This is a genomic window from Rhodoblastus sp., assembly GCF_019449565.1.
Classification (GTDB): Bacteria; Pseudomonadota; Alphaproteobacteria; order Rhizobiales; family Beijerinckiaceae; genus Rhodoblastus.
On record NZ_JAGRPM010000063.1, the window covers coordinates 1 to 24,804 of the forward strand.

18 protein-coding genes and 1 pseudogene are annotated in these 24,804 nt (G+C 63.2%); 17 read left to right on the forward strand and 2 right to left on the reverse strand.

Annotated elements, in window-relative coordinates; translation table 11 throughout:
- Nucleotides 1-2,064, forward strand: a 2,064-nt coding sequence (locus tag QZ409_RS14385) for a hypothetical protein (RefSeq protein WP_296712638.1), incomplete at its 5' end; no start/stop codon positions are given.
- A 121-nt stretch (nt 2,065-2,185) separates the two neighbouring features.
- On the opposite strand, the gene QZ409_RS14390 is transcribed toward QZ409_RS14385, so the two are convergent.
- On the reverse strand, nt 2,186-2,695 hold the full coding sequence (locus QZ409_RS14390; protein WP_296712642.1) for a helix-turn-helix domain-containing protein: 510 nt from the start codon (nt 2,693-2,695) through the stop codon (nt 2,186-2,188).
- A gap of 975 nt (nt 2,696-3,670) precedes the next feature.
- Here QZ409_RS14390 and QZ409_RS14395 point away from each other — a divergent pair.
- The 9 genes from QZ409_RS14395 (at nt 3,671) to QZ409_RS14435 (ending at nt 17,814) form a co-directional block, all read left to right on the forward strand.
- Nucleotides 3,671-6,472 (forward strand): glycosyltransferase, encoded by a 2,802-nt coding sequence (locus QZ409_RS14395; protein WP_296712645.1) that lies wholly within the window; start codon nt 3,671-3,673, stop codon nt 6,470-6,472.
- Nucleotides 6,473-6,529: 57 nt separating this feature from the next.
- Nucleotides 6,530-7,306 (forward strand): glycosyltransferase family 2 protein, encoded by a 777-nt coding sequence (locus QZ409_RS14400; protein WP_296712647.1) that lies wholly within the window; start codon nt 6,530-6,532, stop codon nt 7,304-7,306.
- A gap of 94 nt (nt 7,307-7,400) precedes the next feature.
- Nucleotides 7,401-9,431, forward strand: a complete 2,031-nt coding sequence (locus QZ409_RS14405; protein ID WP_296712649.1) for a hypothetical protein — start codon at nt 7,401-7,403, stop codon at nt 9,429-9,431.
- On the forward strand, nt 9,418-10,200 hold the full coding sequence (locus QZ409_RS14410; RefSeq protein WP_296712651.1) for a hypothetical protein: 783 nt from the start codon (nt 9,418-9,420) through the stop codon (nt 10,198-10,200). Before QZ409_RS14405 ends, QZ409_RS14410 begins: the two co-directional genes overlap by 14 nt.
- Complete coding sequence (locus QZ409_RS14415; RefSeq protein WP_296712653.1) at nt 10,200-11,471, forward strand: glycosyltransferase family 4 protein; 1,272 nt, start codon at nt 10,200-10,202, stop codon at nt 11,469-11,471. Before QZ409_RS14410 ends, QZ409_RS14415 begins: the two co-directional genes overlap by 1 nt.
- A 54-nt stretch (nt 11,472-11,525) precedes the next feature.
- On the forward strand, nt 11,526-13,802 hold the full coding sequence (locus tag QZ409_RS14420) for a glycosyltransferase (protein WP_296712655.1): 2,277 nt from the start codon (nt 11,526-11,528) through the stop codon (nt 13,800-13,802).
- 44 nt (nt 13,803-13,846) lie between these two features.
- Nucleotides 13,847-15,067 (forward strand): cellulase family glycosylhydrolase, encoded by a 1,221-nt coding sequence (locus QZ409_RS14425; protein WP_296712657.1) that lies wholly within the window; start codon nt 13,847-13,849, stop codon nt 15,065-15,067.
- Nucleotides 15,064-16,749 carry a GMC family oxidoreductase gene (locus QZ409_RS14430; RefSeq protein ID WP_296712658.1) on the forward strand — a complete coding sequence of 562 codons (1,686 nt, stop codon included), beginning with the start codon at nt 15,064-15,066 and terminating at the stop codon, nt 16,747-16,749. The genes QZ409_RS14425 and QZ409_RS14430 overlap by 4 nt, the downstream gene beginning before the upstream one ends.
- Nucleotides 16,750-16,806: 57 nt before the next feature.
- Nucleotides 16,807-17,814 carry a metallophosphoesterase gene (locus QZ409_RS14435; protein ID WP_296712661.1) on the forward strand — a complete coding sequence of 336 codons (1,008 nt, stop codon included), beginning with the start codon at nt 16,807-16,809 and terminating at the stop codon, nt 17,812-17,814.
- A 26-nt stretch (nt 17,815-17,840) separates the two neighbouring features.
- Here QZ409_RS14435 and QZ409_RS14440 read toward each other — a convergent pair whose 3' ends face one another.
- Nucleotides 17,841-18,461, reverse strand: a complete 621-nt coding sequence (locus QZ409_RS14440) for a hypothetical protein (RefSeq protein ID WP_296712663.1) — start codon at nt 18,459-18,461, stop codon at nt 17,841-17,843.
- A 310-nt stretch (nt 18,462-18,771) separates the two neighbouring features.
- Here QZ409_RS14440 and QZ409_RS14445 point away from each other — a divergent pair, with 310 nt between their 5' ends.
- The 7 genes and pseudogenes from QZ409_RS14445 to QZ409_RS14475 form a co-directional block, all read left to right on the forward strand.
- Nucleotides 18,772-19,866: an ABC transporter substrate-binding protein gene (locus QZ409_RS14445; protein ID WP_296712666.1), complete on the forward strand. Its 1,095-nt coding sequence runs from the start codon at nt 18,772-18,774 to the stop codon at nt 19,864-19,866.
- Between the two features lie 9 nt (nt 19,867-19,875).
- Nucleotides 19,876-20,898, forward strand: a complete 1,023-nt coding sequence (locus tag QZ409_RS14450; protein ID WP_296712668.1) for an ABC transporter permease subunit — start codon at nt 19,876-19,878, stop codon at nt 20,896-20,898.
- Nucleotides 20,892-21,683: an ABC transporter ATP-binding protein gene (locus QZ409_RS14455; protein WP_296712670.1), complete on the forward strand. Its 792-nt coding sequence runs from the start codon at nt 20,892-20,894 to the stop codon at nt 21,681-21,683. Before QZ409_RS14450 ends, QZ409_RS14455 begins: the two co-directional genes overlap by 7 nt.
- 32 nt (nt 21,684-21,715) lie before the next feature.
- The gene (locus tag QZ409_RS14460; RefSeq protein WP_296712672.1) at nt 21,716-22,708 is read left to right on the forward strand and encodes a CoA-transferase; all 993 of its coding nucleotides are present in this window, start codon (nt 21,716-21,718) and stop codon (nt 22,706-22,708) included.
- A complete protein-coding gene (locus QZ409_RS14465) occupies nt 22,705-23,499 on the forward strand; it encodes a CoA-transferase (RefSeq protein WP_296712675.1) in 795 nt (264 codons plus the stop codon). The genes QZ409_RS14460 and QZ409_RS14465 overlap by 4 nt, the downstream gene beginning before the upstream one ends.
- A 28-nt stretch (nt 23,500-23,527) precedes the next feature.
- On the forward strand, nt 23,528-24,313 hold the full coding sequence (locus QZ409_RS14470) for an enoyl-CoA hydratase (protein WP_296712676.1): 786 nt from the start codon (nt 23,528-23,530) through the stop codon (nt 24,311-24,313).
- 67 nt (nt 24,314-24,380) lie between these two features.
- Nucleotides 24,381-24,704: pseudogene (locus QZ409_RS14475) on the forward strand (CoA-binding protein); the annotation flags it as partial.
- Nucleotides 24,705-24,804: the final 100 nt, after the last annotated feature.

Sequence of the window (24,804 nt, forward strand, 5' to 3'; positions counted from 1 at the left end):
ACGAATGTGACGCTGGCCCATACGGGCGCCAATGTCCTGACGGCGACGGATTCCAATGTCGCGGGGACGGGAACGTCCAACGCCGTGACCTTCAATCTGACGACGGCGGCGCCGACTGTTGCGATCACGAGCGCGGGCGGCACGGTCGCTCAGGCGAGCCAGACGATCTCGGGCACGGTCGATGTCGCGGACGCCGGCTCGACGGTGAAAATTCTGGACGGGACGACGCAGGTCGGAACGGCGGTGGTCGGCGCGGACGGCAAATGGTCGACGAATGTGACGCTGGCCCATACGGGCGCCAATGTCCTGACGGCGACGGATTCCAATGTCGCGGGGACGGGAACGTCCAACGCGGTGACCTTCAACCTGACGACGACAGCGCCGACGGTTGCGATCACGAGCGCAGGCGGCACGGTCGCTCAGGCCAGCCAGACGATCTCGGGCACGGTCAATGTCGCGGACGCCGGCACGACGGTGAAAATTCTGGACGGGACGACGCAGGTCGGAACGGCGGTGGTCGGCGCGGACGGGAAGTGGTCGACGAATGTGACGCTGGCCCATGCGGGCGCCAATGTCCTGACGGCGACGGATTCCAATGTCGCCGGGACGGGAACGTCCAATGCCGTGACCTTCAATCTGAGCACAGTCACGCCAATTGCGCCGGTCACGCCAACAGCGCCGGTCATTCCGACGGCCCCGGTAATGCCGACAGCTCCCGTCACGCCCACGGCGCCGGTCGCTACTGTGACCACCATCAACAGCAATTCCGGCAATCAGACACTGTCACTGGGCGACAATCCCTATGCGATCAATTTGAACGGCTATTACAATGTCGTGACCGCCGGCGGCGGAAACGACACGGTCGCCGGCGGAGGCGGAAACAACAATGTCACGCTCGGCGACGGCTCCGACACCGTGACGCTCGGCGGCTATTACAACATCGTTACCGCGGGAAATGGCAAGAACGCGATCAACGCAGGGGCTGGCAACGCAACCATCGTTGCGGGCAATGGCGCCAACACGATCACCCTTGCCGGCTGGAACAATTCGGTGACCCTCGGAGGGGGAACGAACGTCGTCAGCGGCGGACAAGGCAATGCGTCCATTGTCGCAGGCGGAGGCTCGAACACAATCACCCTTGCCGGTTGGAACAATTCGGTGACGCTTGGCGCAGGCGCAAATATCGTCAAAGGCGGCCAGGGCAATGACACGATCACCCTGACCGGCGGCGCGGCGACGCTTCAGTTCGGCGGCAACAACGAGACGGCGATCCTCGGCGGCGGCGTCAATGCGACCATATTCGACACCGGCTTCAACCTGCGCATCGCGGTCGACACCAGTTCAGGGACCAGCGTCGTCAATGGATTCGCGCAGGACCGGAACGGCTATATCGAGTTGCGCAACGGCGCCGGCGGATATACGTCGGTCAACAGCATTCTCGCCGCCTTGAAGAGCGATGGACATGGTGGCGCGCTGCTCACGCTCGGGACGACGGGATCGATCGATATCGCAGGCGTGACGCCGGACCAATTGAGCGGCAATAATTTCAGGATCAGCTCGGAAACGGACGCGAGCATGGCGCCCACGCTCACGATCGCGGACCCGAGCCTGAACGTCACCGGCGGCGGCGGAACAGTCGCTTTGGGTATAAAGGTGGCGGCGTCAGCCTCCGCAACCGACGTGAAGGTCACGATCGCCGGACTCCCGTCCTACGAAACCATTTCCGACGGTCTCGGCCATACCTACTCCGGCCAGTCGATCACGCTGAGCGCCGCGGAGGTCAATAGCGGACTGACGCTGACGTCGCATTACACCGGCTCTCAGCATCCGATCGCGACGCTGTCGGTGACGGCGAGCGACACAATTGGCGGTTCTGTCGCGACTTCAGCCAAGCAGTCAATCGTGGTCGTCGATCCGCCGGCTTCGACGGCCAACGCGGTTGCCCTGCTGAACCAATATATCGCCAGCGGCTTCCAGAAGGATCAGGGCGCTGCCCAGGTGACGACGACAATGGCGGCGGCTTCGCACGACGACTCGTTTTTGAGCCGGCCGGGACATTCCTGATGGCATCCTTCGCCGGCGTCGGGCGTTTCGGCTCCCGACGCCGAAGGAGTTTCAACCGCCGCGTTTTCTCGATCTTGCTATCCGATCGGCTGTTCGAGCCAGGAAGCGAAGCGCCTCCGGCTCAGTCCTTGCCCTTCAACGCCTGAAGAATCTTGATCACCGTCGACCATGACAGGCGCTGGTTGATTTGCAGCCAGGCTTCGCCGCCCGCCAGATCCTCGAGGTGGAAAGAAGGAATGGCGCCCGCAGTCGCATCATTGGCGGCGAGCAAGGCGAGATCCGGATCCGCTCCCGCGTCGTCGACTGGAACTTTTTGCTCGCCCGTGATGGCAGGCGGGGTGCGAAACGCGTCCTCGGCGGCCGATGGCGCGATATCCGCGAAGCTGGCGCCAAGCGCCTGTGTCAGCGCGCGCAAGATGCGCGGACGCGGCATGGACCGTCCGGCGCGGTAATGGGAGATGTTCACCGGGTTGAAGGCCTCGCCCGGCAGTTCGTTCTGTACAAGCTTGGCCAATGAAGAAACGGACAGCTGCTTTTCCGCCATGACGGCGCGCAAACGCTCGGCAAACAGGGCCTTTTTCCCAACATTCGGGGCCGTGCCGGGAAGGCCGGGCGTCTGAGGAATCAGCATTGGGTTTCGCTCTTCATGCTTCATATTAATCGCATTCCAAATTAACGGCAAATCGCCATCCCGGTTCATTCGGATTGCGCCCGCTGATTTTTAAGGGCGGCTTTGTTGCAGTGCAATAATAGATATGATAGCGTTGCGGTCATATGACTTAGGCGGCATCCCTATTTAAGCGTACGCCTTCTTAATTAAAGGTCCTGCTCACGCGTGTTACAACATCGTTGGGGCGTCCATGATCGTTACGTGCAAGTTAGTTGTCCAACTGAGCGGCGCCCCTGGCGGACATGTCCGTTTCCAGCTGCAGGCGCAAATTCCTTCCAAGGTCGCGCAGCGTATCAAGCGCATTCTCGCAGAAGCCGCGCCGCCGGCTGGTCCTCTGGCCTTGTCAGCCGAGCAGCCTCGGAAAGCCTCACTAAAACGTGATAATTAATTATCGCACTTCTGGACGTCAAGGCCAATGCTTCATTAGTCACAGCTTCCTTATTTACGGCGCCAGAGAGCGGCGCTGCCCCTTCCAAGATCATCAATGAAAGCAATGATCTAGATCGCGCTTCCGGTCCCAGGCTCCGGAAGTTGCGGACCCATGACTCTTGAAGGGGGGTCAACCGCCAATTCGCTTATGTTTTTGGCGCGCTTCTCTGGTCTTGGCGCCCAAAAATTTGCGCGGAAAGCCCAAGACTCGGCGGAAAAGCGGCGATTCCAAGGCGGAATGGAATTGCGGCCCCGCTTGCGCGGCAAGCTTCAGCCTTACAAAGCCAGGGCTCAAGGCCATGCTTAATTCGTAGCGCCTTGACAGTTAATTTAATCAATGATTAGCTAACACTTAATTAACGAGTTCATTAAAGGGCGAAGCGCATATGCAGCTTTCTTCCGAGCAAGACCGAGATCGCAACAGGTAATGCCGACAAATTAGTCGGCTTAGATTGAATGCACGGCGTCGTTTCAAAATTAGACGAGGCTCCAATGGAAAAGTCGTCGATGAAAACTTCTGGTAAGCCCGTTTTGGGCGATTCGAATCCTGCGGGCAGTTCGGCTGATCTTCTTAATATTCTTCTGGTCGCGCATAAATTTCTGCCTTTCATCGGCGGGATCGAAATGCACACGTTCGAGGTCGGGCGGCGAATGGCCGCTCGGGGCCACAAGGTGCGGGTTCTGACCGGCGATCCCACGGGCGCGCTGCCCCAGGAAGAGATCGTCGCGGGAATGCGCGTCACCCGCGTCCCGGTCTATCCTCAATCCAGCGACGCTTTCTTCGCTCCGGAGCTGTACCGCGAGGTTTTGAAAGCGGATTGCGACATCATTCACGTTCAGGGCTTTCACACCTTCGTGCCGCCGATTGCGCAACTGGCCGCGATCCGCAAGAAGGCGCCCTTCGTCATGACCTTCCACAGCGGCGGCCATTCGTCGAACCTGCGCAATCTTATCCGGGGCGTTCAGCGCGAAGTGTTGAGGCCGCTGATCCGGCGCGCCGATAAGCTCATCGGCGTGTCGGAATTCGAGGCGGATCTGTTTTCCCGCACGCTTCGCATCCCTCGCGAGAAATTCACCGTCGTGCCGAATGGCGCCGAGATTGAGCCGGGGGACGAAGCGCCTGCGCTGGACCCGGCGTCGCCCCTGATCGTGACGATTGGCAGGCTGGAACGCTACAAGGGGCATCACCGCGTCATTCGGGCCTTCGCTGAAGTGCTGAAAACGCGCCCCGGCGCAAGGCTGCGCGTGCTCGGCGAGGGGCCCTACAAGCAGACTCTGGTCGAGACGGCGCGTGAGTTGGGGATCGAAGACCGTGTGACGATCGGCGGCATCCCGCCCGAAAATCGCCAACATATGTCGAACTTCCTCGCGGGAGCTTCCGCGGTTGTTCTGCTGAGCGATTATGAAGCCCATCCCGTCGCGGCGCTGGAGGCGATTTCGCTCGGCCGGGCCGTGCTGGCGAGCAATTCGACCGGCTTCGTCGAAATGGCCGCGAAGGGACTCTTGCGCACCATCGATCCCGACGCGCCGCCGGCCGAAATCGCTCAGGCCGTGCTCGACCTGATCGACCGCCCGCCCTCCCGCCCGCCGAATGTCGAGATCGCCAATTGGGACGATTGCACGAGCAATCTCCTCGATATCTATCGAGCCGTCATCGCGGCCAGATCGGGTCTCGAAGCAAAGCCGGCGGCTCCTTTGGGCGCCGCAGCCGCCCCGGAGGTCCGCCAAAAATTCGCGGCGGACATCCACGCGACGGCGGCGCAAGCCGCGCCACTTGTCGCGCCCCTTGCCGCTCCCTTCGCCGCTCCCCTAGTTGAGGGCGGCTACCTGCCAAAGTCGGCCAAGTCGAACAAGGTGAAGAGCACGTCGCTCGTCGCATTGGGCCTGGCAGCCGGCTTTGTCATGATTTGCGCCGATGGAAGGTCCGCCTACACGCCTGCCATGGCCGCCCAGGAGAGTGGATCCAAGCGCCCAGTTCAGGTTCAGGCCGACCAGGCCGCGCCGGTCGCGCCCGTGACCACCGTCCCGTCTTACGCAAACGCGGCCGTGGCGTCGGTCACGTCGCCGGCGCAGGATTGCTCGCAGAAGGATGTGGCCGATCCAACCGGGGCGAGCGGCAAGGGCGTCGCGATTGGCCGCGGCGACAAGATCAAGATGTCTTTCTATGAAGTATTGCCGACCCAGGACGGCAAATGGGGCGGCGAGCGCCAGCAGTTGAAAGAGCCGGCGAAAGCCTTCCAGTTGCGCGCCGAATTATCCGCCGAATATATCGTCCAGGACGACGGCGCCGTCGCGATCCCTATGCTGGGGCAATTCGACGCCGCAGGCCGCAGGACAGGCGATTTTCAGCGGCAGGTCGAATGCGCTTTCGACGCCTTTCTGGGCCGCAAGGGCTTCGTCAATGTTTTGAGCGTCGTCAATCCGCCGATCTATGTGATCGGTCAGATCAAGAACGCCGGCAGCTATGATTATACGCCCGGCATGACGGTGCTTCACGCCGTCGCGCTGGCGGGCGGCTTCGACAAGGCACCTGTCGAGCCATGGGTCGTCGCCGAGCTGACCCGCGAAACAGAACGGCTTCAAACCGCGCTCGACCGCGCGATGCGCATGATGGCGCGCAGCACGGCGATTGAAGCGGCGCGTACAGACGGGCGGCCGTCCGTCCCGGCTGAACTCGCCAATCTTGCCGGAAAAGAGAAGGCGAAAGCGCTCGTCTACAATGAGTTCGCGCCGCGTCGCGCGGAAATGCAGGCGCTCGCCTCGGATGAAGCGTCCATGAAGGGCGCAGTCGAATCGGCCTCCGCCGAAATGGAATTGCAGAAGGCGCGTCTGCCGATCCTGAACCAGTCCATCGAAATGAGGAAAGAGCGCGTCGCCAATCTGAACAAGCTCATGAGTTCGGGAACGATCGCACGGCCCGTGGTGATCCAGGCCCAGACAGAATTGATGGAAGTCCAGGATCGCAATCAGCAGACGCTGAATTCGCTCAATCTGGCGCGCGACCGTTACAACCAGGCGCGTCAGCAATTGCAGGCCCGTCAGGACCAGGCCGAGGTCAACTCCCAGAAGGACGCGAGCGAAGCCCGCGCCGAGGCGACGATCGCGGCGGGGGAAAGCGATGCGGCGGCCAATGTGTTGAGGGCCATGGCGCGGACGCGGCTTTCGACCCCTGCGGCGCTCGATACGGAATTCGTGATCGTCCGGCGTCGGGGAGACGGCGTGGCCGAGTTTTCCGCCACGGGGACCACCGTGCTGCAGCCGGGCGATCTCGTCCAGGCGCGGACACGTCCGGCGACCAAGGCAAATTAGCGCGTCGTCAATACTCGAGGTTTCTCACATATTTGAAGTAAAGTGTAGGAGAGCATCATGCAAAATGCGTCATATGCAGGCTCAACAGCGTTAGCGACGAATTCCGCCAATAGCGATATATCGTCGAATATGCCATTGCCCCGCGTTTCGCTGGTGATACCGACGCTCAACGAAGCCGACAATCTGGCCTGGCTCTTGCCGCGACTGCCGTCCTGGATTTTCGAACTGCTCATCGTCGACGGCTGCTCGACCGATGGCACGGTGGAAGTGGTGCGGCGGCTCTATCCGGGGGCGCGCATCATTACCGAGAAGCGGCGCGGCAAGGGCGTCGCGCTGATGACGGGTTTCGAAGCCGCCGCCGGCGATATCATCGTCATGCTTGACGCCGATGGGTCGATGGACCCGGAAGAGATCATTCTTTATGTCGCGACGCTGATGTCGGGCGCCGATTTCGTCAAGGGCTCGCGCTTCATCCAGGGCGCCGGCACCGTTGACATGACCCTGATCCGGAAGCTCGGAAACTGGGGCCTCACCATGGCCGTCCGCACGCTCTATGGCGGATCCTTCAGCGACCTCTGCTACGGATATGTCGCCTTCTGGAAACGCTGTTTCCCCGTCTTGCGCTCGGACTGCTCCGGTTTCGAAGTCGAGACAATCCTGAACATCAAGGCGCTGCAGAACAAGCTGAAGATTGTCGAGGTCGCCAGCTTCGAATCCGTCCGCATCCATGGCGAGAGCAATCTGCGCGCGCTGCCCGACGGCTGGCGCATCCTGAAAGCCATCCTGCGGGAACGGGTTACGCCGAAAGCCCTGGCGCCGGCGCCGGCGGAATAGCTTCGATCGATTTCGAGGCTATGTCCGAGTGGTGTTGATCCATTGAATTGGCGCCGAACATCTTATTGCGCGATGCATCAGGAATGACGTGAAAATGTCGAGCGCTCGTCGCCCACTTGTTCTGCAGTTCATCGACGGGGCGCTGGGAACGGCCGACGGGGCGTCCTACCAGCCGCCTTCCCGTCGCGCAGAAAAATTGGGCGTCTGGCGGCTGATCATGCGGTGGCTCGGCGTTGGCGCCGTGCAGCCCGAGGCGGATGCGCAGATCGAATCCGGCGGGCTGGTCTGGCCCCAGCTGCTGGCGATCAATGTCGCTGCGGCGCTGGTGCTTGCGGCTTGCGCGGCGAACGCCAGCCGGATCGGTCAGTCATGGGCCGTCCCCGGGTTTTATTGCGCCATCGCCCTGATGTTCGCGCCCATCGCGGCGCGGCTCGTTCTGGTGAATGTTTCGAGAACCGAGCGCATCGCTGATGTGATGATCGTCACGCTCGGCCTGTTCGCGCTGCGCGTCATTCGGGCGCCGGTCGTCTTCGTCGGGCATGACGAATATCTTCATTGGGTCGGCGCGCAGCAGATCATGGAAGACGGACATCTGTTTGCGCCCAATGTGCTGTTTCCCATCGGCCCCTATTATCCCGGCCTGGAAATATTGGCGACCGCCTTCTCCAATCTCTCCGGCCTGTCGTTTTTCGCATCCGCGATTCTCGTGCTGATGGTCGCCCGCTCCCTGTTCATCGGCGCGTTGTTTCTCATTTACGAACGGATCTCGGGCTCGGCCCGGGTCGCGGCGCTCGGATGCCTGTTTTACATGGGTTCGTCCACCTTCGTCTTTTTCGACACCAATTTTTCCTACGCCAGCCTGGCCATGTTCCTGATGACGCTGGCGCTGCTGCTGGATCTGCGGCTCGGCGACGACGGCGGCCGCTGGCTCTTGCGCCTGCCGCTGTTCGTGATTGCCATCGGCGCCCTGTCCATGACGCATCATGTCACCGCCTATGCGCTGGGATTTCTGCTGGTCGGCTTTTTCCTCGTCGAGGCGATCCGGCGCGATCACGGCAAGGGGACCTTGTGGCGCTACGGCGTCACGGCGGCGCTGGCCGTGCTCGTTCCCGTGCTGTGGTCGAAAGCGATGGGCAATCCCGGCGCGGGCTATCTGGGACCGGTGTTCCAGAATGGGCTCAGGGAAGTGACGCAGTTTCTCACTCACCTCGGCGAGTCGAACCGCAAATTATTCACCGGCGACGACGGCGTCGTGGCGCCGCTATGGCAACGGCTCCTGACGCTCGGATCGGTCGCTTTCATCTGCGTGGGATTGGCGCTGGGGTTCTTTCGCAGCCTGTCCTGGGCGGGGCTTTTCAGCCGCCGCAGTCCCTCGTCCTGGCCGGCGATCCTTTGCTGGAGCAATAGCCGGCACATCCTGCTGACGCTCATCACTATCGGCTATCCGGTCAGCATGGTGTTCCGCATGACCCGAAGCGGTTGGGAAATCGGCAATCGCATCGGTCCCTTCGCCTTCCTCGGCGTCGGCCTCGTGCTGGCGATCTGCGTGACAAGCCTGTTGCAGGGAAAATCCGGCAACGTTCTGCGCGCCGCCGCGATCGGGGGGGCGATGACGGTGATCCTGATCGGCGGAATCATCAGTTCGGAAGGACCGCGCATTCTGGTGCCCGCGCGCTATCAGGTCTCGGCGGACGGCGCCTCGATTGAGCCCATGGGCATTCGCGCGGCGGAATGGACCAAGGAATGGCTCGGCCCCGGCAATCGTTTCGCCGCCGATCGCGTCAACCGGCTGTTGCTGGCCGGGTTCGGGCGCCAGCTCGTCTCGACGACGCTCCAGCACGGCTATGACGCGGGCGTCACGCTGGCCGCGCCGACTTTCGGCGACGAGGAGCTGGACGTCATTCGCAAGCTGGGCATGGAATATCTCTTCGCGGACCTGCGCCTGACCACGGGACGGCCGGTCGTCGGCGCCTATTTCGACGGCGCGCGCGCCGACGAGATGCTGGACGCGCCGCCGCTGCCCGCCGCAACGTTCAAATATGACTCAATCGAGGGCGTGAACCGCATCTTCGATAACGGCTATTCCATCATCTATGACGTGAGGGCGCTCAGTGGACGACCATAACGCCGCCCCGACCCCTTATGTTTTCGGCTGGCTCGTCGCCGCGGCCTGCGCGATCGCGCTGGTCTATTTCGGCTTCAGGCCGGCCCTTGCCATCGCGCTCGTCTTTGTGTTGCCGGGGTTGCTGCTGCTGCGGAACGTCCGGCCCAGACCAGCGCCGAGTTTCGAAAACGTCATTTTGACCCTGGGAATGAGCGTCGCTTTGGTCATTGTCCTGGCGCTCGTCCTGCACAGGTTCAATGCCCTCTCGCCGTCAGGATGGTGGGTCTTGTTGCCCGCCTTCTGCCTTGCGGCCTGGCTGCTGTCCCGACGCAACGCCGGCGACGCGCAAGCAGCGCCCGTGCAGGCGCCTTTGCGTGAAATCGCCGTCAACCGCTATCAGATGGCAAGCCTTGCGGCCGTGATCGCGCTGGTCGCATTTGCGCTCGTGACGGCCCGCAATGGCGCGCTCGCCCACCAGCAATTCGCCTATACGGAATTCTGGATCACGCCTTTTGACGGCCGCGACCATCACCGGGTCGTCGTCGGCGTCCACAACAAGGAAAAGCAGCCGGTCAGCTATGATCTCGAGCTGACGCTCAATGGCAAGATCGTCGCGCGCCATCCCAATCTGGTCCTTGCGGATAATGAACAAATCGTCGAGCAGATGACGGCGCCCGGCGATGAAACCAGTCCAGAAGAGCGAATTGAAGCGCGGCTCTATCGGAACGGCTCGCAGCCGGTCCTGTACCGCCGCGTTTCCTTGTCCAAGCAAATAGCGGGGGTGCGGTAATGCGTGTCTTGATGCTCGCCCAATTTTATCCGCCGGTGATCGGCGGCGAAGAGCGCCATGTCTTCTCGCTGAGCGAGGCGCTGGTCGCCCGAGGCCATCAGGTGGCGGTCGCAACCATGCCGCACCCGGACCGGGCGCCAGTGGAATATCTGAATGGCGTCACCGTTCACAGCCTGCAAGGCTCGATGCAGCGCGCGTCGGCGCTGTTCAGCGAAGAGGAGCGTCCGCACGTGCCGCCCTTTCCGGATCCGGAGCTGACATTTCGCCTCAGCCGGCTGGTTTCGAAATTCAAGCCGGATGTCGTCCACGGCCACAACTGGATGATCCATCAATATCTGCCGCTGAAGCTGGCCAACAAAGCCAAGCTCGTGTCGACATTGCACGATTACAGTTTCACTTGTTCGATCAAGACTCTTCTTCACAACGGCGACTATTGCAGCGGACCGGGAGTGGCCAAATGCCTTTCCTGCGCGGGCGCGCATTTCGGCCCCGTCAAGGGACAGATCACGGCGGCTGCGCATTTCGTCACGAAGCCTTTGCTTCACCGCGGCGTCGATAATTTCATCGCGGTCAGTCACGCGGTCGCGGAAAAATCGGGGCTGGTCGACGGTTCGACCCCGTATAGCGTTATCCCGACTTTCATCCCGGACGATCTGGGCTCCCCTCCAGCCTCGATTGATCCAAGATTGCGCCAGCTTCCGCCCGACGGCTACCTGCTCTTCGTCGGCGATCTGAACCGCCACAAAGGCGTGCATATTCTTCTCCAGGCCTATGCGCGGTTGGAACAGGCGCCGCCTCTTGTGCTGATCGGACGGCGCACCCCGGGGACGCCGGACGAACTCCCCCCAAACGTCTTCCTGTTCGAAAGCTGGCCGCATCACGCGGTCATGCATGCATGGCGGAGATGCCTGTTCGGCCTTGCGCCCTCCACATTCATCGAGCCGTGCGGAACCATCGTGATGGAGGCCAATGTGGTCGGCAAGACCATGATCGCCGCCAATCATGGCGGGCTGGCGGAACTGGTCGAACATGGCCGCAGCGGCTTGCATGTCGTGCCGGGCGATGTCGACTCGCTGGCCGAAACTATGCGGATGCTGATCGATTCCCCCGACTTGCGACGGAGGCTGGAGGAGGGCGCCCTCGCCAGGGCGGAAAGCTTCAAGGCCAGATCGGTCGTGCCCAAGATCGAAACCATCTACGGCAGCCCGAACAAGGTACGGCAGCCAGGAGGCGGCGCGGCGCGCGTCGCGCATGTGTCGCATCAGTCGTGACGGCGCTGCCGCCGCCGCCAGGATTACGTCGTTAAGGCATCGGGGAACAAAGCCATGACCTCACAGCCGCCACAAGTCAGCGCCGTCGTCTGCGCCTATACGTTCGACAGGTTGAACGACGTCGTCGAGGCGGTTCAGTCGCTCGAAGGCCAGCAGCCGCGGCTGGCCGAGATCATCGTGGTGGTCGATCACAATCCCGACCTCAAGGTGGAAATCCGAAGCCGCCTCGCCGACGAGATCATCGTGATCGAGAATGCCTTCGATCCCGGCCTGTCCGGCGCGCGAAATTCCGGCGTGGCGCAGGCGGGCGGCGAGTATATTTTCTTTCTCGACGATGACGCCGTGGCCGCGCCGGATTGCGTCGCGCTGCTGACGCGCCGTTGCGTCGAAACCGGCGCGATCGGCGCCAGCGCGCATATCGAGCCGGCTCTTCTGGCCGCCCGCCCGCGCTGGTTTCCCTCCGAGTTTTTATGGGTCGTGGGCTGCTCCTATGAAGGATTGCAGGCCGGCCCGACCCGCAATCTCCTCGGCGCGGCAATGTGCCTGCGCCGCGATATTTTCGATAGAATTGGCGGCTTCGACGCCAGTTTGGGGCGGTCCCAAAAGGGATTGCCGCATGGCTGCGAGGAAACCGAATTCTGCATTCGCGCCACCAGGGAGACGGGCGGCCTTTTCATCCATGAACCGGCCGCGCGCATCCTGCACAAGGTTCCTGCCGCGCGGTTGACGCTGTCCTATTTCTCGAAGCGTTGTTACGCCGAAGGAATGTCCAAGGCTCGCCTGAGCACGCTGGCCGGAAGCGAGCGCTCGCTTGCGAGCGAACGCTCCTATGTTGCGCAAACCCTGACGCGCTCGGTCGCGCATAATCTCGGCGACGTTGCGCGCCGCATGGACCCTGCCGGGTTGGGTCGCGCCGGCGCGGTCGCGCTGGGTCTGGGATGCGCCGGGGCCGGATATGCGCGGGGCCGGCTCAGCAATGCGCTGGGCGCCCAACACGCGCTCCTGTTCAACGCTGCGCTGTTGTCGCTCGGCACGGGAATTTCCGCGGCGCTCGGATTCTTCTACTGGTTTCTGGCGGCCCGCAGTTTTCCCGCCGAGGCTGTCGGCTATGCCGCGGCGGCGATCTCGCTGATGAATTTCATCGGCCATCTCGGCGAGGTGGGGCTTGGCGCGTTGCTGATGGGAAAGGCCCGCAGCCAGGGCGCCCGCGCGCGAAATTTCATAACAGCCGGGCTATTGTTGAGCTGCGCCTTTTCGGCCCTGTTCGCCCTCGTCTATCTCGCGCTCAACGCTTTGTTCAAGGTGTCGCTCGGCGAGATCGCCAGCTCCAGCGGCGCCGTCATTTTCATCCTCGCCTGCGGCCTGACCGGCCTGACGCTGGTTCTCGATCAATCGCTGGTCGGCCTCATGCGCAGCCAGTTGCAGGTGTCGCGCAATGTCGCCTTCGCGGTGACGAAGCTCATTCTGCTCGCAGGGGCGCCGCTGCTGCTCGGCGCCGCCGGTCTCGATGAGAAAACCATCTTCCTGACCTGGTTCGCCGGCCAGTTGGCCTCGATTCTCCTGCTCGCGGCGTTTCGGCGCGGCAGTGCGAAGGAGGTGGTGGGCCGTCCCGATTTTCACCTGCTCGGGTCTCATTTTGGCGACGTCCTGGGTCACCACGGGCTGAACATGGCCAATCTCGCGCCGAGCCTGCTGTTGCCGTTTCTGGTCACTGTGGTGCTCTCGCCGTCGATCAACGCCGCCTTTTACGCCTCCTGGACGCTCATCAACGTCGCCTATCTCGCGCCGGCTTCGCTGGCGACAATGGTCTATGCCGTTGGCGCGAAAAATCCGGCGGAGCTGGCCGGGCGAATTCGCACGTCGCTCGGCGTGTCCATGGTCATAGGACTGGGCGTCGCGGCGGTCTGCTGGATTGGCGCGGAATTCATCCTCAGCCTGTTTTCGCCGGCCTATGCGGCGGTCGCGGCCGACAGCTTCAGGCTTCTCGGACTGAGCTTCTTCCTGATCGCGATCAAATATCACTATGTCGCGATCCAGCGGGTCCGCAATCAGATGCTGAGCGCCAGCGTGCTGGTGTCGCTGGGCTGCGTCCTGGAGCTGGGGGGCGCGCTGTTTGGCGGTCGCGGCGGCGATCTGCACGACCTGACGCTAGGCTGGCTGCTGGGCCTCCTGATCGAAACCGCCGCCATGACCCCCGTTGTCTTTCGCGCCTTGCAGATCGGCGCGACGGCGCAGGGCCTCGCCCCGCGCGGTGCGCCGCAACCTGCCTATGCAACGGTGGCGGCCAGGTCCGAGTTTTTTGCTTCAAAGAGGCTGGAGAAGCCCCTATGAGGGCTTCCTCGAAACATCGCCAAACGGCAAGAGGCGCGGCAGTCTTGCGTTTGCTCTGGCTGGGGCTTTTCGCCTGGCTGTCCATCAGCCATGACGCGGCGGCGAGGGCGAAAGCGCCGGACAAGGGATCGCGCGGCTTCGTAACCCGCAACGGCCATGAATTTTCGCTGAACGGCAAGATTTTCCGCGTCGCGGGCGTGAACAACCATTACCTGACCTATGGCTCTCCCGTCGAAGTGACCCGCGTTCTCGACGACGCCGTCGCGATGAAAGCCAATGTCGTGCGCATTTTCGTCTCGCCGATCATCGGGTCCACGGATGGAAGCGTCGCCAATGTCTTCAACTGGAACAGCAATGCCGATTCAAGTAATCTTGGCGTCAACGGCGTCTATATGGCCTCGTTCAATCCCAAGACGCAGGCTATGGAGATCAATGAAGGCGCGAATGGTCTCCAGAGACTCGATTTCGTCGTCAAGGAAGCGTCGAAGCGCAAGTTGCGCCTGATCGTCGCCTTCGTCGACTATTGGGCCTATACGGGCGGCTCGCGGCAGATCAGCGCCTGGTATGGCAACAAGGGCGACGATCGCTTTTTCGCGGAAGATGCGCGCGCCAGGGCCGATTACAAGCGGCTGGTTCAAGCGATCGTCACGCGGCGCAATAGCCTGTCCAATGTGGTCTACCGCGACGACCCGACGATTTTCGCCTGGGAGCTGGCGAACGAGCCGGACATACAGCCTTTTTCGGTGTTCAATGGCTGGGTCGCGGAAATGGCGGCCTTCGTCAAGTCCCTAGACCACCGGCATCTGCTCGCCAGCGGACAGTCCAGCCTCCAGTACAAGATGGCCGAGTTGCGCCTGCCGCAAGTCGATTTCGGCACCTGGCACGGCTACGCCAGCTATCAGAAGATCTCCGCCGAGCAATTCGCGGACCAGATAACGCAATATTGCGCTTACGCCGTTTCCTACGGCAAGCCGGTTATTCTGGAAGAATTCGGCGTCCCCCGGTCCGACCCCGACCGTCCGCAGATCTATCGGAATTGGATGGCGCGGATCGCCGCCGACGACCGCTGCGCCGGCTGGCTGGTCTGGCGGCTGGTTTCGCGACAGGACAGCAATGAATATCCGCAGGACGATCACGACCAATTCGATATCCACAATGATGGGAGTCCGGTGTGGCTCGCGCTGCAGGACAGCGCCGGCCTCATGACCATGGCTCAAACCCGCCGCAAGTTCGTTCGTCAGCAAGAGGATAGGGGGCAGCCATGATTGAAGACGCCAGAACACTTGCGAACAACACATCGATCGATGCCGATATCCTGATCATCGGCGCGGGCGCCGCGGGCATTTCGCTGGCGACGAATTTTTTGGACAAGCCCGTCAAGGTCCTGATCCTCGAAAGCGGAGGGCTGACCTATGAGAGTTCGACTCAGGCGCTTTGTCGTGGCGAAAATGTCGGCCTGCGCTATGAACCGCTGGACCTTTGCCGGGTGCGGATTTTCGGCGGCAGCACGGATCGGCGCGGTTGGGCGGGCTGGTGCAAGACATTCAGTCAGTTCGACCTCGAAAAACGCGACTGGGTTCAGCACAGCGGCTGGCCGATCACGAAGGGCGATCTCAATCCCTATTACGAAAAGGCCTTGGCGAGCGTCATGCTGCCGCCGGACATCGAGCAGCTCGCGCGGGCCGACGGGAGCGCCGGGGATTGCCTGCCGCTTGGCGGCGACTGCGTCAATGACCCGGTCGCCCTGAGCACGGCGCCGCATCTTTCCGAAACATTTCTGGAAAGCATCGAGGCGTCGGCCAATGTGCAGGTGATCCTGCACGCGAATGTCACGCAAATCGAAACCGATTCCGACGGCCGCATCGCGACGGCGGTTCGGTTTGCCACGCTCGACGGGCGGCGTCATCGCGTCACGGCGCGATTCACGATCATCGCCAGCGGCGGCATAGAAAACGCGAGACTGTTGCTGCTCTCCAACCAGACAGTCGCGGGCGGACTCGGCAACGCCAGCGGATGGGTCGGGCGTTGTTTCATGGACCATCCGCGTTATGCCTGGGGTCAGATCAACTCGGTTCGCAATCCTGCCATTTTGCAACGCTACAACCCCACCCACGGCGTCGGCCAGAGGCGTTATGGCGTGCCGCCGCCGGGGGCCGCTCCGCTGTTTGGCGCGGGCATTGCGCTCAGCGAAGCCGCTCAGCAACGCGAGAGGACGCTGGCCTCCCGGACCTGGATTCTGCCCGTCGCGCCGCAGGGCGAACGCGACGGCGGACGGGAGCTGCGCGAAGTCGTTCTCTGGGCGACGCGGCGTCGCATTCCGTCCGACATTGTCTTGAGAGGGAAGAAAATCATCGGCGATATCCCGAATGCTGCGGCGGCGGCGATTGCCCATCTTCGCTCCATCGCCGGACGGAGCAATCATTGGCAGTTCCTGACCATTCTCGAACCGGAGCCCAATCCGGACAGCCGGGTCATGTTGGATGACCGGACGGACGCATTGGGCTTGCCGCGTGTAAAGCTGGACTGGCGGCTGACGTCTTTGGCGCAGCACACGCTGAACGTCACGCAAGAGCTGATTGTCGACGCCTTGCGCAAGAACGGCTTGAACGCCTTTGTTGAGGGTTCGGGCGGGCCGCTCGCGAACCAGAAATTCGATACGCCGCGATGGGTCTGGCATCATATGGGGACAACGCGCATGAGCGAAAATCCCTCCGAAGGCGTGGTCGACGCCAATTGCAGGGTTCACGGAATGCAAAATCTCTATGTCGCGGGAAGCTCGGTGTTTCCGACCTGCGCGAATGACATGCCGACGCTGACCTTGATGGCGCTCGCGCATCGTCTTGCCGATCATATCGAGGCGCAGTTGCAGGACAGCTGCGTGACCGCGCCCGCCGCCGCTGGGCTGGCGGCGACGGATGGCGGCGAGGGGTTGATGACGCATGCATGACAATTCGTCTCGCCAGGGGCAGCAACAAGGGCCGCAAGGGCGGTTGGGCTGCAATTGATGGCAGGTCGGAAGGACGCGAAATCGTTTGAAGCGGAACTGCGTCGCCCAGCTGGCGACGGGCGGCTGCTGAATCGACGCCAGTTGATCGCGGCGACTTCGCTCGCCGCGGTCGGGCTTGTCGGGGCGGGGACTGCGGTCAACGCCGTCGCGATTGAACCCTTGCTTCTCCCGCGCATCACCCGCTACCGCATCTCGCCCGAGGGCTGGCCGCCGCAGCTGCGGCTGTCCCTTGCCGTGATCGCGGATCTCCATGCGTGCGATCCGTGGATGACGGTCGGGCAGATCGAGCAGATCGTCCATGTGACCAATCTGCTGGGCGCGGACGCCGTCGTGCTGCTCGGCGATTATGTCGCCGGGCACAAGAAGATCACGGCCATCGTGCCGGACGCCGACTGGGCGGGCGCGCTTGGAGCCTTGCGCGCGCCGGCCGGGGTGTTCGCGGTGCTCGGCAATCACGATTGGTGGGAGGACGAACGCGCGCAATTGAGCGGGCGCGGCCCGATCGGGGCGCGCATCGCGCTTGAGCGCGCGGGCATTCCGGTGCTCGAAAACGACTGCGTCAAACTCGACAAGGGCGGCAGCTCCTACTGGATCGCCGGCCTTGGCGATCAGCAGGCTTTTCTCCACGGACGAAGCTTGCGCAGTTCGGCGGGCCCCGGCGTCGACGACCTCGACCTGACCCTGAGCAGGATTTCAGACGACTCGCCCGTCGTTCTGCTGGCTCATGAGCCCGATATCTTCCCCGAAGTTCCCAAGCGCGTCGCGGTCACGCTTTCGGGCCATACCCATGGCGGGCAGGTCCGTCTGCTCGGCCGGCCGATCGTCGCCCCGTCCCATCTGAGCCTCGTTTATAATTATGGGCATTACAACGACGATGGCCGGCATCTGATCGTGTCCGGGGGGCTGGGATGTTCGTGGTGGCCGGTCCGAATCGGCGTTCCGCCTGAAGTTCTCCACATTGTCATCGAAGGCTCGGACGTCGCGCAGGAAACCGGCGCCGTCTGAGCCTACACTTCGATCAGGCGTCTCGATCAGGCTCGGCGACGAAAGGGCTTGGGAAGAATTCTGCCGAATTCCGCGATGGCCCCATAGGCCTTCCATCCAATCAAGGCGATCCTGACGCCGTCCTTTTCGCTCAGCCCGGGCGGGATCGGAAAGGCGGCGGGGGCGTCTTCCAGATATTTCCGCAACAGGAACTCGATTTCGGCGACGGCGTAATCGGCGCTGCCATGGACGAAGTCTTTTTGACTGGCGACATGGGTGATCGTCAGAAGATCGCCGTCGAGTTCGAATTCCGCGACATGAATCGTCTGTCCGGTCCAACGGCGGCGCGCCACGATAATGCGCGGCAACATATGGAAAATCCACTTGCCGCCATGTTCGGCCGTGGCGAAACTCGCCAGCGCCGAGGGCGGTTCGCGCAGGCGAATCCGGATCGAGCAATTGGCGCTCAAACTGTCGGTCGGGAGCGGCGTCGATTGCGAGGAGCGGACCATGTCCTCGATCGCAGTCTGGCCCTGCGAGTCGACGATGGGGCCGGTGGCTTCGGCAAGGGCGGCGCAAGCGGCGCGGCAATCGAGCACGGCGAAGGGAAAAGGGTTTTGCGGCGCGTCGGTCGGCAGCCATGCCAATTGCGAATGCCAGCTCGTCATTTTACGCGCTCCTCGCCAAATGGCCGATCATCCATGCGGGCGGCTCCAGCATAGCGCAAACGCGCCGGTTCCGGTTGCTGGCCAGGGCTTTTGTCGGCGAATGACTCCCGGTTTGTAAAGGCCGTTGAAGGCTGACGCTGCTCCCAACGCCGATTGCCCCGTCGCAATGACAGCTTGTCGATAAATCTAATAGACTATATAAAGGTGGCAACGGATGGCTCTGCCGCTCCCTGGTCGGGGCGAAGGGCTGAGTACGTCTTTGCAACGCGGTCGCGCGAAGCCTTGAGACGCGGGACCGAAAGGAAATCTCATGACTGATCAGAACGAAAGCGCCGGAACGCGGTCGCGCCGCGCCTTTCTCATTGGCGCCGCTACGGTCGGCGCGGCCGCGCCGCTCGGACTCGGCGCCTCCAAAGTGTTCGCCACGCCGAAAATCGCCGTTCCCCCGATCGGCGACCTGCCGATCTGCAAGACCGCCGCGACTGACGCCGCCGCCGCGACCGGCCCGCTGAAGAAGATCTCCTTCGCCTGGAACGCCGGCGCGCCCTGTCTGGTCGGCGTCACGGTGGCGAAAGAAAAAGGCTTCTTCGCCCGCAACGGTCTCGACGTCGATCTGATCAATTATTCCGGCTCGACCGATCAATTGCTGGAAACGCTCGCGACCGGCAAGGCCGACGCCGCCGCCGGCATGGCTCTGCGCTGGCTCAAGCCGATGGAGCAGGGCTTCGACGTCAAGATCATCGCCAGCACCCATGGCGGCTGCCTGCGCCTGCTCGCGCCCACCGCCTCCGGCATCAAGGAGCTGAAGGACCTCAAGGGCAAGATCATCGCGGTCAGCGACATGAATTCGCCCGGCAAGAACTTCTTCTCGATCCGCCTGAAGAAGGCGGGGCTGGACCCGCAGACCGACGTCGAGTTCAAGCAGTTCCCGGGGCCGCTGCTGCGCGTTTCGGTTGAGAAGGGCGAGGCCCATGCGCTGGCCGATAACGACCCGATCACCTTCCTGTTCCAGAAGGACGGCGCCTTCCGCGAGGTGTCGAGCAATCTGGACAGCGAATATGCCAACCGGGTCTGCTGCATCGTCGGCGTGCGCGGCAGCCTGATCCGCGACGACAAGCCGACCGCCGCGGCCATCGCGCGCTCGCTGGTGGAGGCGGCGGAATTCGCCGCGCATCACCCGGAAGAAGCGGCCGCGACCTATGTCCCCTATGCGCCGGGCAAGATCGAGCTCGCCGATCTGATCACGCTGGCGAAATACCACACCCATCATCACCATCCCGCGGGCGCCGACCTCAAGAAAGAGCTGGCCGCCTATGCCGAGGAGCTGAAGCTCATCTCGATCTTCAAGCCCACGACGGATCCGGTGAAATATGCCGAGCGCATCTATGTCGACGTGTTGAGCTGAGGGCTCGCCATGTCTCTCGCCTCCCTCGATGCGGCGCGCGGCGCGTCGGATGATGCCGCGTTCGGGGCCTTCGCCTCGCGCGCCTCGCTCGGGCAGTCGGCTCTGGCGCTCGCCGCGGGGGCCGTCTGGCTCGGCTTCGCTTTCCTGACCCTGCGCTGGCCGGATATTGGCGATTGGGGACGTGGGCCGGAACTGGCCTGGGCCGCCGCGATCTTCGGCGGCCTGCTCGTGGCGGGCGGCCTGTTCGGCGGCTTCTGGCCCCGCGCGGCGAAACGGCTGCGGCGCTCGACGCCGTGGTTTCTCGTGCTGGGCCTGTTCTTTTCGTTGTGGCAGGCGACGACGGCGAAATCCACGCTGTTGCCGCAGCCTTTCTTCCCGCCGCCTCACGCCATGCTCGAAGTCTTTATCGACGATTGGGCCAAGCTCGCGGAAAGCGTCGCGGCCTCGATCAGGCTTGAAATGCTGGGCTTCGCCGCTGGCGCGAGCGCGGGCTTCGTGATCGGCGTGCTGCTCGGCTGGTCGCGGGCGTTCGGCTATTGGGCGCATCCGGTCATGCGGCTGATCGGCCCGCTGCCGGCGATCGCCTGGCTGCCCATCGCCTTCTTCGCGTTTCCATCGAGCTGGAGCGCGTCGATTTTCCTTATCGGCCTCACCACAGCCTTCCCGGTCGCGATCCTGACCTGGTCGGGCGTCGCCAGCGTGAATACGGCCTATTATGACGTGGCGCGGACGCTCGGCGCGAGCCCCGCCTTCCTGATCTTCAAGGTCGCCATCCCCGCCGCTCTGCCGCATGTCTTCGTCGGGCTGTTCATGGGGCTCGGCGCGTCTTTCGCCGTGCTGGTCACGGCGGAGATGATGGGCGTGAAGGCGGGCCTCGGCTTCTACCTGCAATGGGCGCAGGGCTGGGCGGCCTATGCCAATATGTATGCGGCGCTGCTGATCATGTCGCTGATGTGTTCGGGGCTGGTGACGTTGCTGTTCAAGCTGCGCGACCGCGTGCTCTCCTATCAGAAGGCGGACGTGAAATGGTAAGCGCCGCTCTGAAATCGGCCCCGGCTTCGGCGGGCGTCGAGATCGCGATCCGCGACGTGTCGCACAGCTTCGATCTCGAAGGCGCGCCCTTGCCGGTGCTGGAGAATGTGAGCCTGACGGCGGCGCGCGGCGAATTCGTCGCGCTGCTCGGCCCCTCGGGCTGCGGGAAATCCACGCTGCTGCGGCTCGTCGCCGGGCTGGAGCCGCCAACCAAGGGCGAGGTGGCGGCAGACGGCCAGCGCATCTCGGGGCCCGACCCGTCGCGGGTCGTGGTGTTTCAGGACCCGACCCTGTTCCCCTGGCGCAATGTCCGCGACAATGTCTCTTTGGGGCTGGAGGCTCAGGGGCTGCTCAAGACCAGCGGCGCGCGGATCGATGCGACCTTGCGCCTCGTCGGGCTGGAGAATTTCGCCAAGGCCTTTCCGCATCAATTGTCGGGCGGCATGGCGCAGCGCGTCGCGCTGGCGCGGGCGCTCGTCAACGACCCCGAGCTGCTGATCCTCGACGAGCCGCTCGGCAAGCTGGATTCGCTGACGCGGCTCTCCATGCAGGGCGAGATCGTCAATCTCTGGCGGCGCGCGGGCTTCACCGCTTTGCTCGTCACCCATGACATCGAAGAGGCTCTGCTGATGGCGACGCGCGTCGTCGTCTTCAGCGCGCGCCCGGCCTCGATCAAGGCCGATATTCGGATTGACAAGCCCTATCCCCGCCATCGCGACGACCCGGACCTCGTGGCGCGTCGCCGGGAAATCCTCACTTTGCTCGGCCTCGACGCTTCCTGGTAAGCGCGCGGCCTGCACGAGAGACAAGCAAATCCATGACCAGCAAACTGATTTCGCTCAGCGAAGCGGCGCGCCGCTTCGCCTGGGACGGCATGCAATATGCGAGCGGCGCCGCGCTTCCGGTCGGCTCGGACGCAGTGATTTTCGGCCGCGAGCTGCTGCGGCAGAAGCGCAAGGACCTGCACGCCATCTTCCATTGCAACAGCCAGCAGCTCAACCTGCTCGCCGCCGCCGGCGCCGTGACTAAAGCCGAATGCGGCTTCTCCGCGCTCGAGGTGTTCGGCTTCGCCAATGGCCTGCGACGTGCGGTCGAGAGCGGCCAGCTCGCGCTGGAGGATTATTCCAATCTGTCGATGGCGCTGCGCTTTCTCGGCGGCGCGCTGAACTGGCCCTTCGTGCCGGCGACGGTCAATATCGGCTCGGACCTGCAGCACCGCAGCGCCTTCGCGCCCGATGAATATCCCGCGCGCTCCAAAATCCCCGCCGTGGTCGATCCCTTCACCGGCAGGGAATACGGCGCGCTCAAACCGTTGCGGCCCGATCTTGCCGCGATCCATGTCACCTTGGCCGATCCTGCCGGCAACGCGATTATTCTGGGCACCGAATGGAGCCGCACCGAGCTTTCGCGCGCGGCGAAAAAAGTGGTGCTGATCGCCGACTCCATCGTCGATCCCGGCTGCATCCGGCAATTTCCCAATCTCGTGCGCATCCCCGACATCATCGTCGAAGCCGTGGTCCATTGGCCCTTCGCCGCCTGGCCGCAAGGTTCGCCCGGCATGTATGACATTGACGAGTCTCACATGTCCTTCATGAACAAGGCGCTGGCGACGGAAGAGGGGACCGCCGCCTATCTCCGGGATTTTGTCGAAGGTTTCGACGATCACGACTCTTTTCTCGACCTGATCGGGCGCGACAAGGCCAAGGCCTTGTCGCAGGGCAGCTCCAGCTTCCTGCTCGACCCTTATCGGCGCTGGATCTTGACGCCGGAAGACGTCGCCGGTCTGGCCGCTTCGGAGCTTGCCGCATGAGCGCCGCCCTCGACTACAGCCGTCAGGAAATGATGGCCATCGCCACCGGCCGCGAGATCCGCGACGGCGAACTGGCGATTTTCGGCGTCGGCCTGTCCATGCTCGCGGGCTTCTTCGCCCAGGCCAATCATGCGCCTAATCTGCGCAGCATGACGGAAGGCGGCGTCTACGGCGCGGCGCCGGTCGGCGGCCTGCCCTGGGGCATCGAATGCAACCGCATTTCCTCCAACGCCACCAGCTTCACCTCGGCGCTGGATGCGCTGGGATTTCTCGTCGCCTCGGGCCGCTGCGACGTCGGCGTGATCGGCGCGGCGCAGGTCGACAAATACGGCAATGTGAACACGACCGGGATCTGGGACGGCGAGATCGGCCCGCATTACCGCCCGCCGAAAACGCGGCTGCCCGGCGCGGGCGGCGCCAATGACATCGCCTGCGGCGCCAAGCGCTACATCATCATGGTCACCCATGAGCCGAAGCGTTTCGCCGAAAAGGTGACTTATGTTTCCTCGCCGGGCTATCTCGACGGCGGCGACTCCCGCGCGCGCCATCATTTTGTCGGCGGCGGGCCTTCCGCCATCATCACCACGCTCGGCATTCTGCGCCCCGAGCCGGGAACGAATGAATTCGTGCTCGATGGCTGGTTCGCCTTTTCCGGCATCGAGGAAATCAAGGCCAATACCGGCTGGAACCTGAAGGTTTCGCCGGACGCGCGTCTCATTCCCGAGCCGACGGCGGAAGAACTGGCCAATTTGCGCAAGGTTGATCAGACTGGGGCCTTGCGCAAGAAATAGACGCCCCGCCGAAACAATGGAGACAGACATGACCGAGGAGCCCTTCCTCATCCGCTCCGACGACGCGGGCGTCGTCACGCTCGTGCTCAACCGGCCCAACGCCCGCAACGGCCTGTCGCTCGGGATGCTGCGCGCCCTTCACGCGGCTCTTGCCGAGATCGAACAGGATTCCAGCGCCCGCGTAGTGATTATCGCCGGCGCCGGCCCCGCCTTTTGCGCCGGGCACGATCTCAAGGAATTGCGCGGCCGCAATTACGATCCGGCCTATGTGGACGAGCTTTTTGCGCTTTGTGGCGAGGTGATGCAGGCGATCGTGAATCTGTCGAAGCCGGTCATCGCGCGGGTGCATGGCGTGGCGACGGCGGCGGGGGCGCAGCTGGTCGCGAGCGCCGATCTCGCCTTCGCCGCCGAGGATTCGCGTTTCGCCACCCCGGGCGTCAATATCGGGCTGTTCTGCTCGACGCCCATGGTGGCCTTGTCGCGCAATGTGGCGCATAAACACGCTATGCAGATGCTGCTCTCCGGCGACTTGATCGACGCCCCGACCGCCTTGCGCTTCGGGCTGGTCAATGAACTCGTTCCGGCGACCGAGCTGGAGGCGCGCACACGCGCATTCGCGCAAAAAATCGCCTCGAAATCGCCGCTCACTTTGGCGATCGGCAAGAAGGCCTTTTATCGCCAGGCCGAGCTGCCGCTCGCCGAGGCTTACGCCTTCACGCGCGAGGTGATGGCCGAAAACCTCAAGGCGCAGGACGCGCAGGAAGGCATCGGCGCCTTCCTCGACAAGCGCGCGCCGGTCTGGACCGGAAGCTGACATGTCCGACCTCGTTTACCCGGACGCCCTGATCTCCCGCATCCTGCGTTCGGTGAACGTGATCGCCATGGTCGGCGCCAGCATGAACTGGAACCGGCCCAGCTTCTTCGTGATGAAATATCTGCAGGGCAAGGGCTATCGGGTGATCCCCGTGAACCCCGCCGCCGCCGGCCAGACGCTGCTCGGCGAAACGGTGCGCGCCAGCCTGTCGGAGATCGGCGAACCGGTGGACATGGTGGATATTTTCCGCCGTTCCGACGCCGTCCCGCCCATCGTGGACGAGGCCATCGCCATCGGCGCCAAAGTGGTCTGGATGCAATTAGGCGTGCGCAATGACGAGGCCGCCGCGAAGGCGCAGGCCGCCGGGCTGACCGTCATCATGGACCGCTGCCCGAAGATCGAATTCGGCCGCCTTGGTGGCGAATTGTCCTGGTCGGGCGTCGATTCCGGCATCGTCTCCGCCAAGCGGCGGCAGGCGCCAAAGCCGCCGC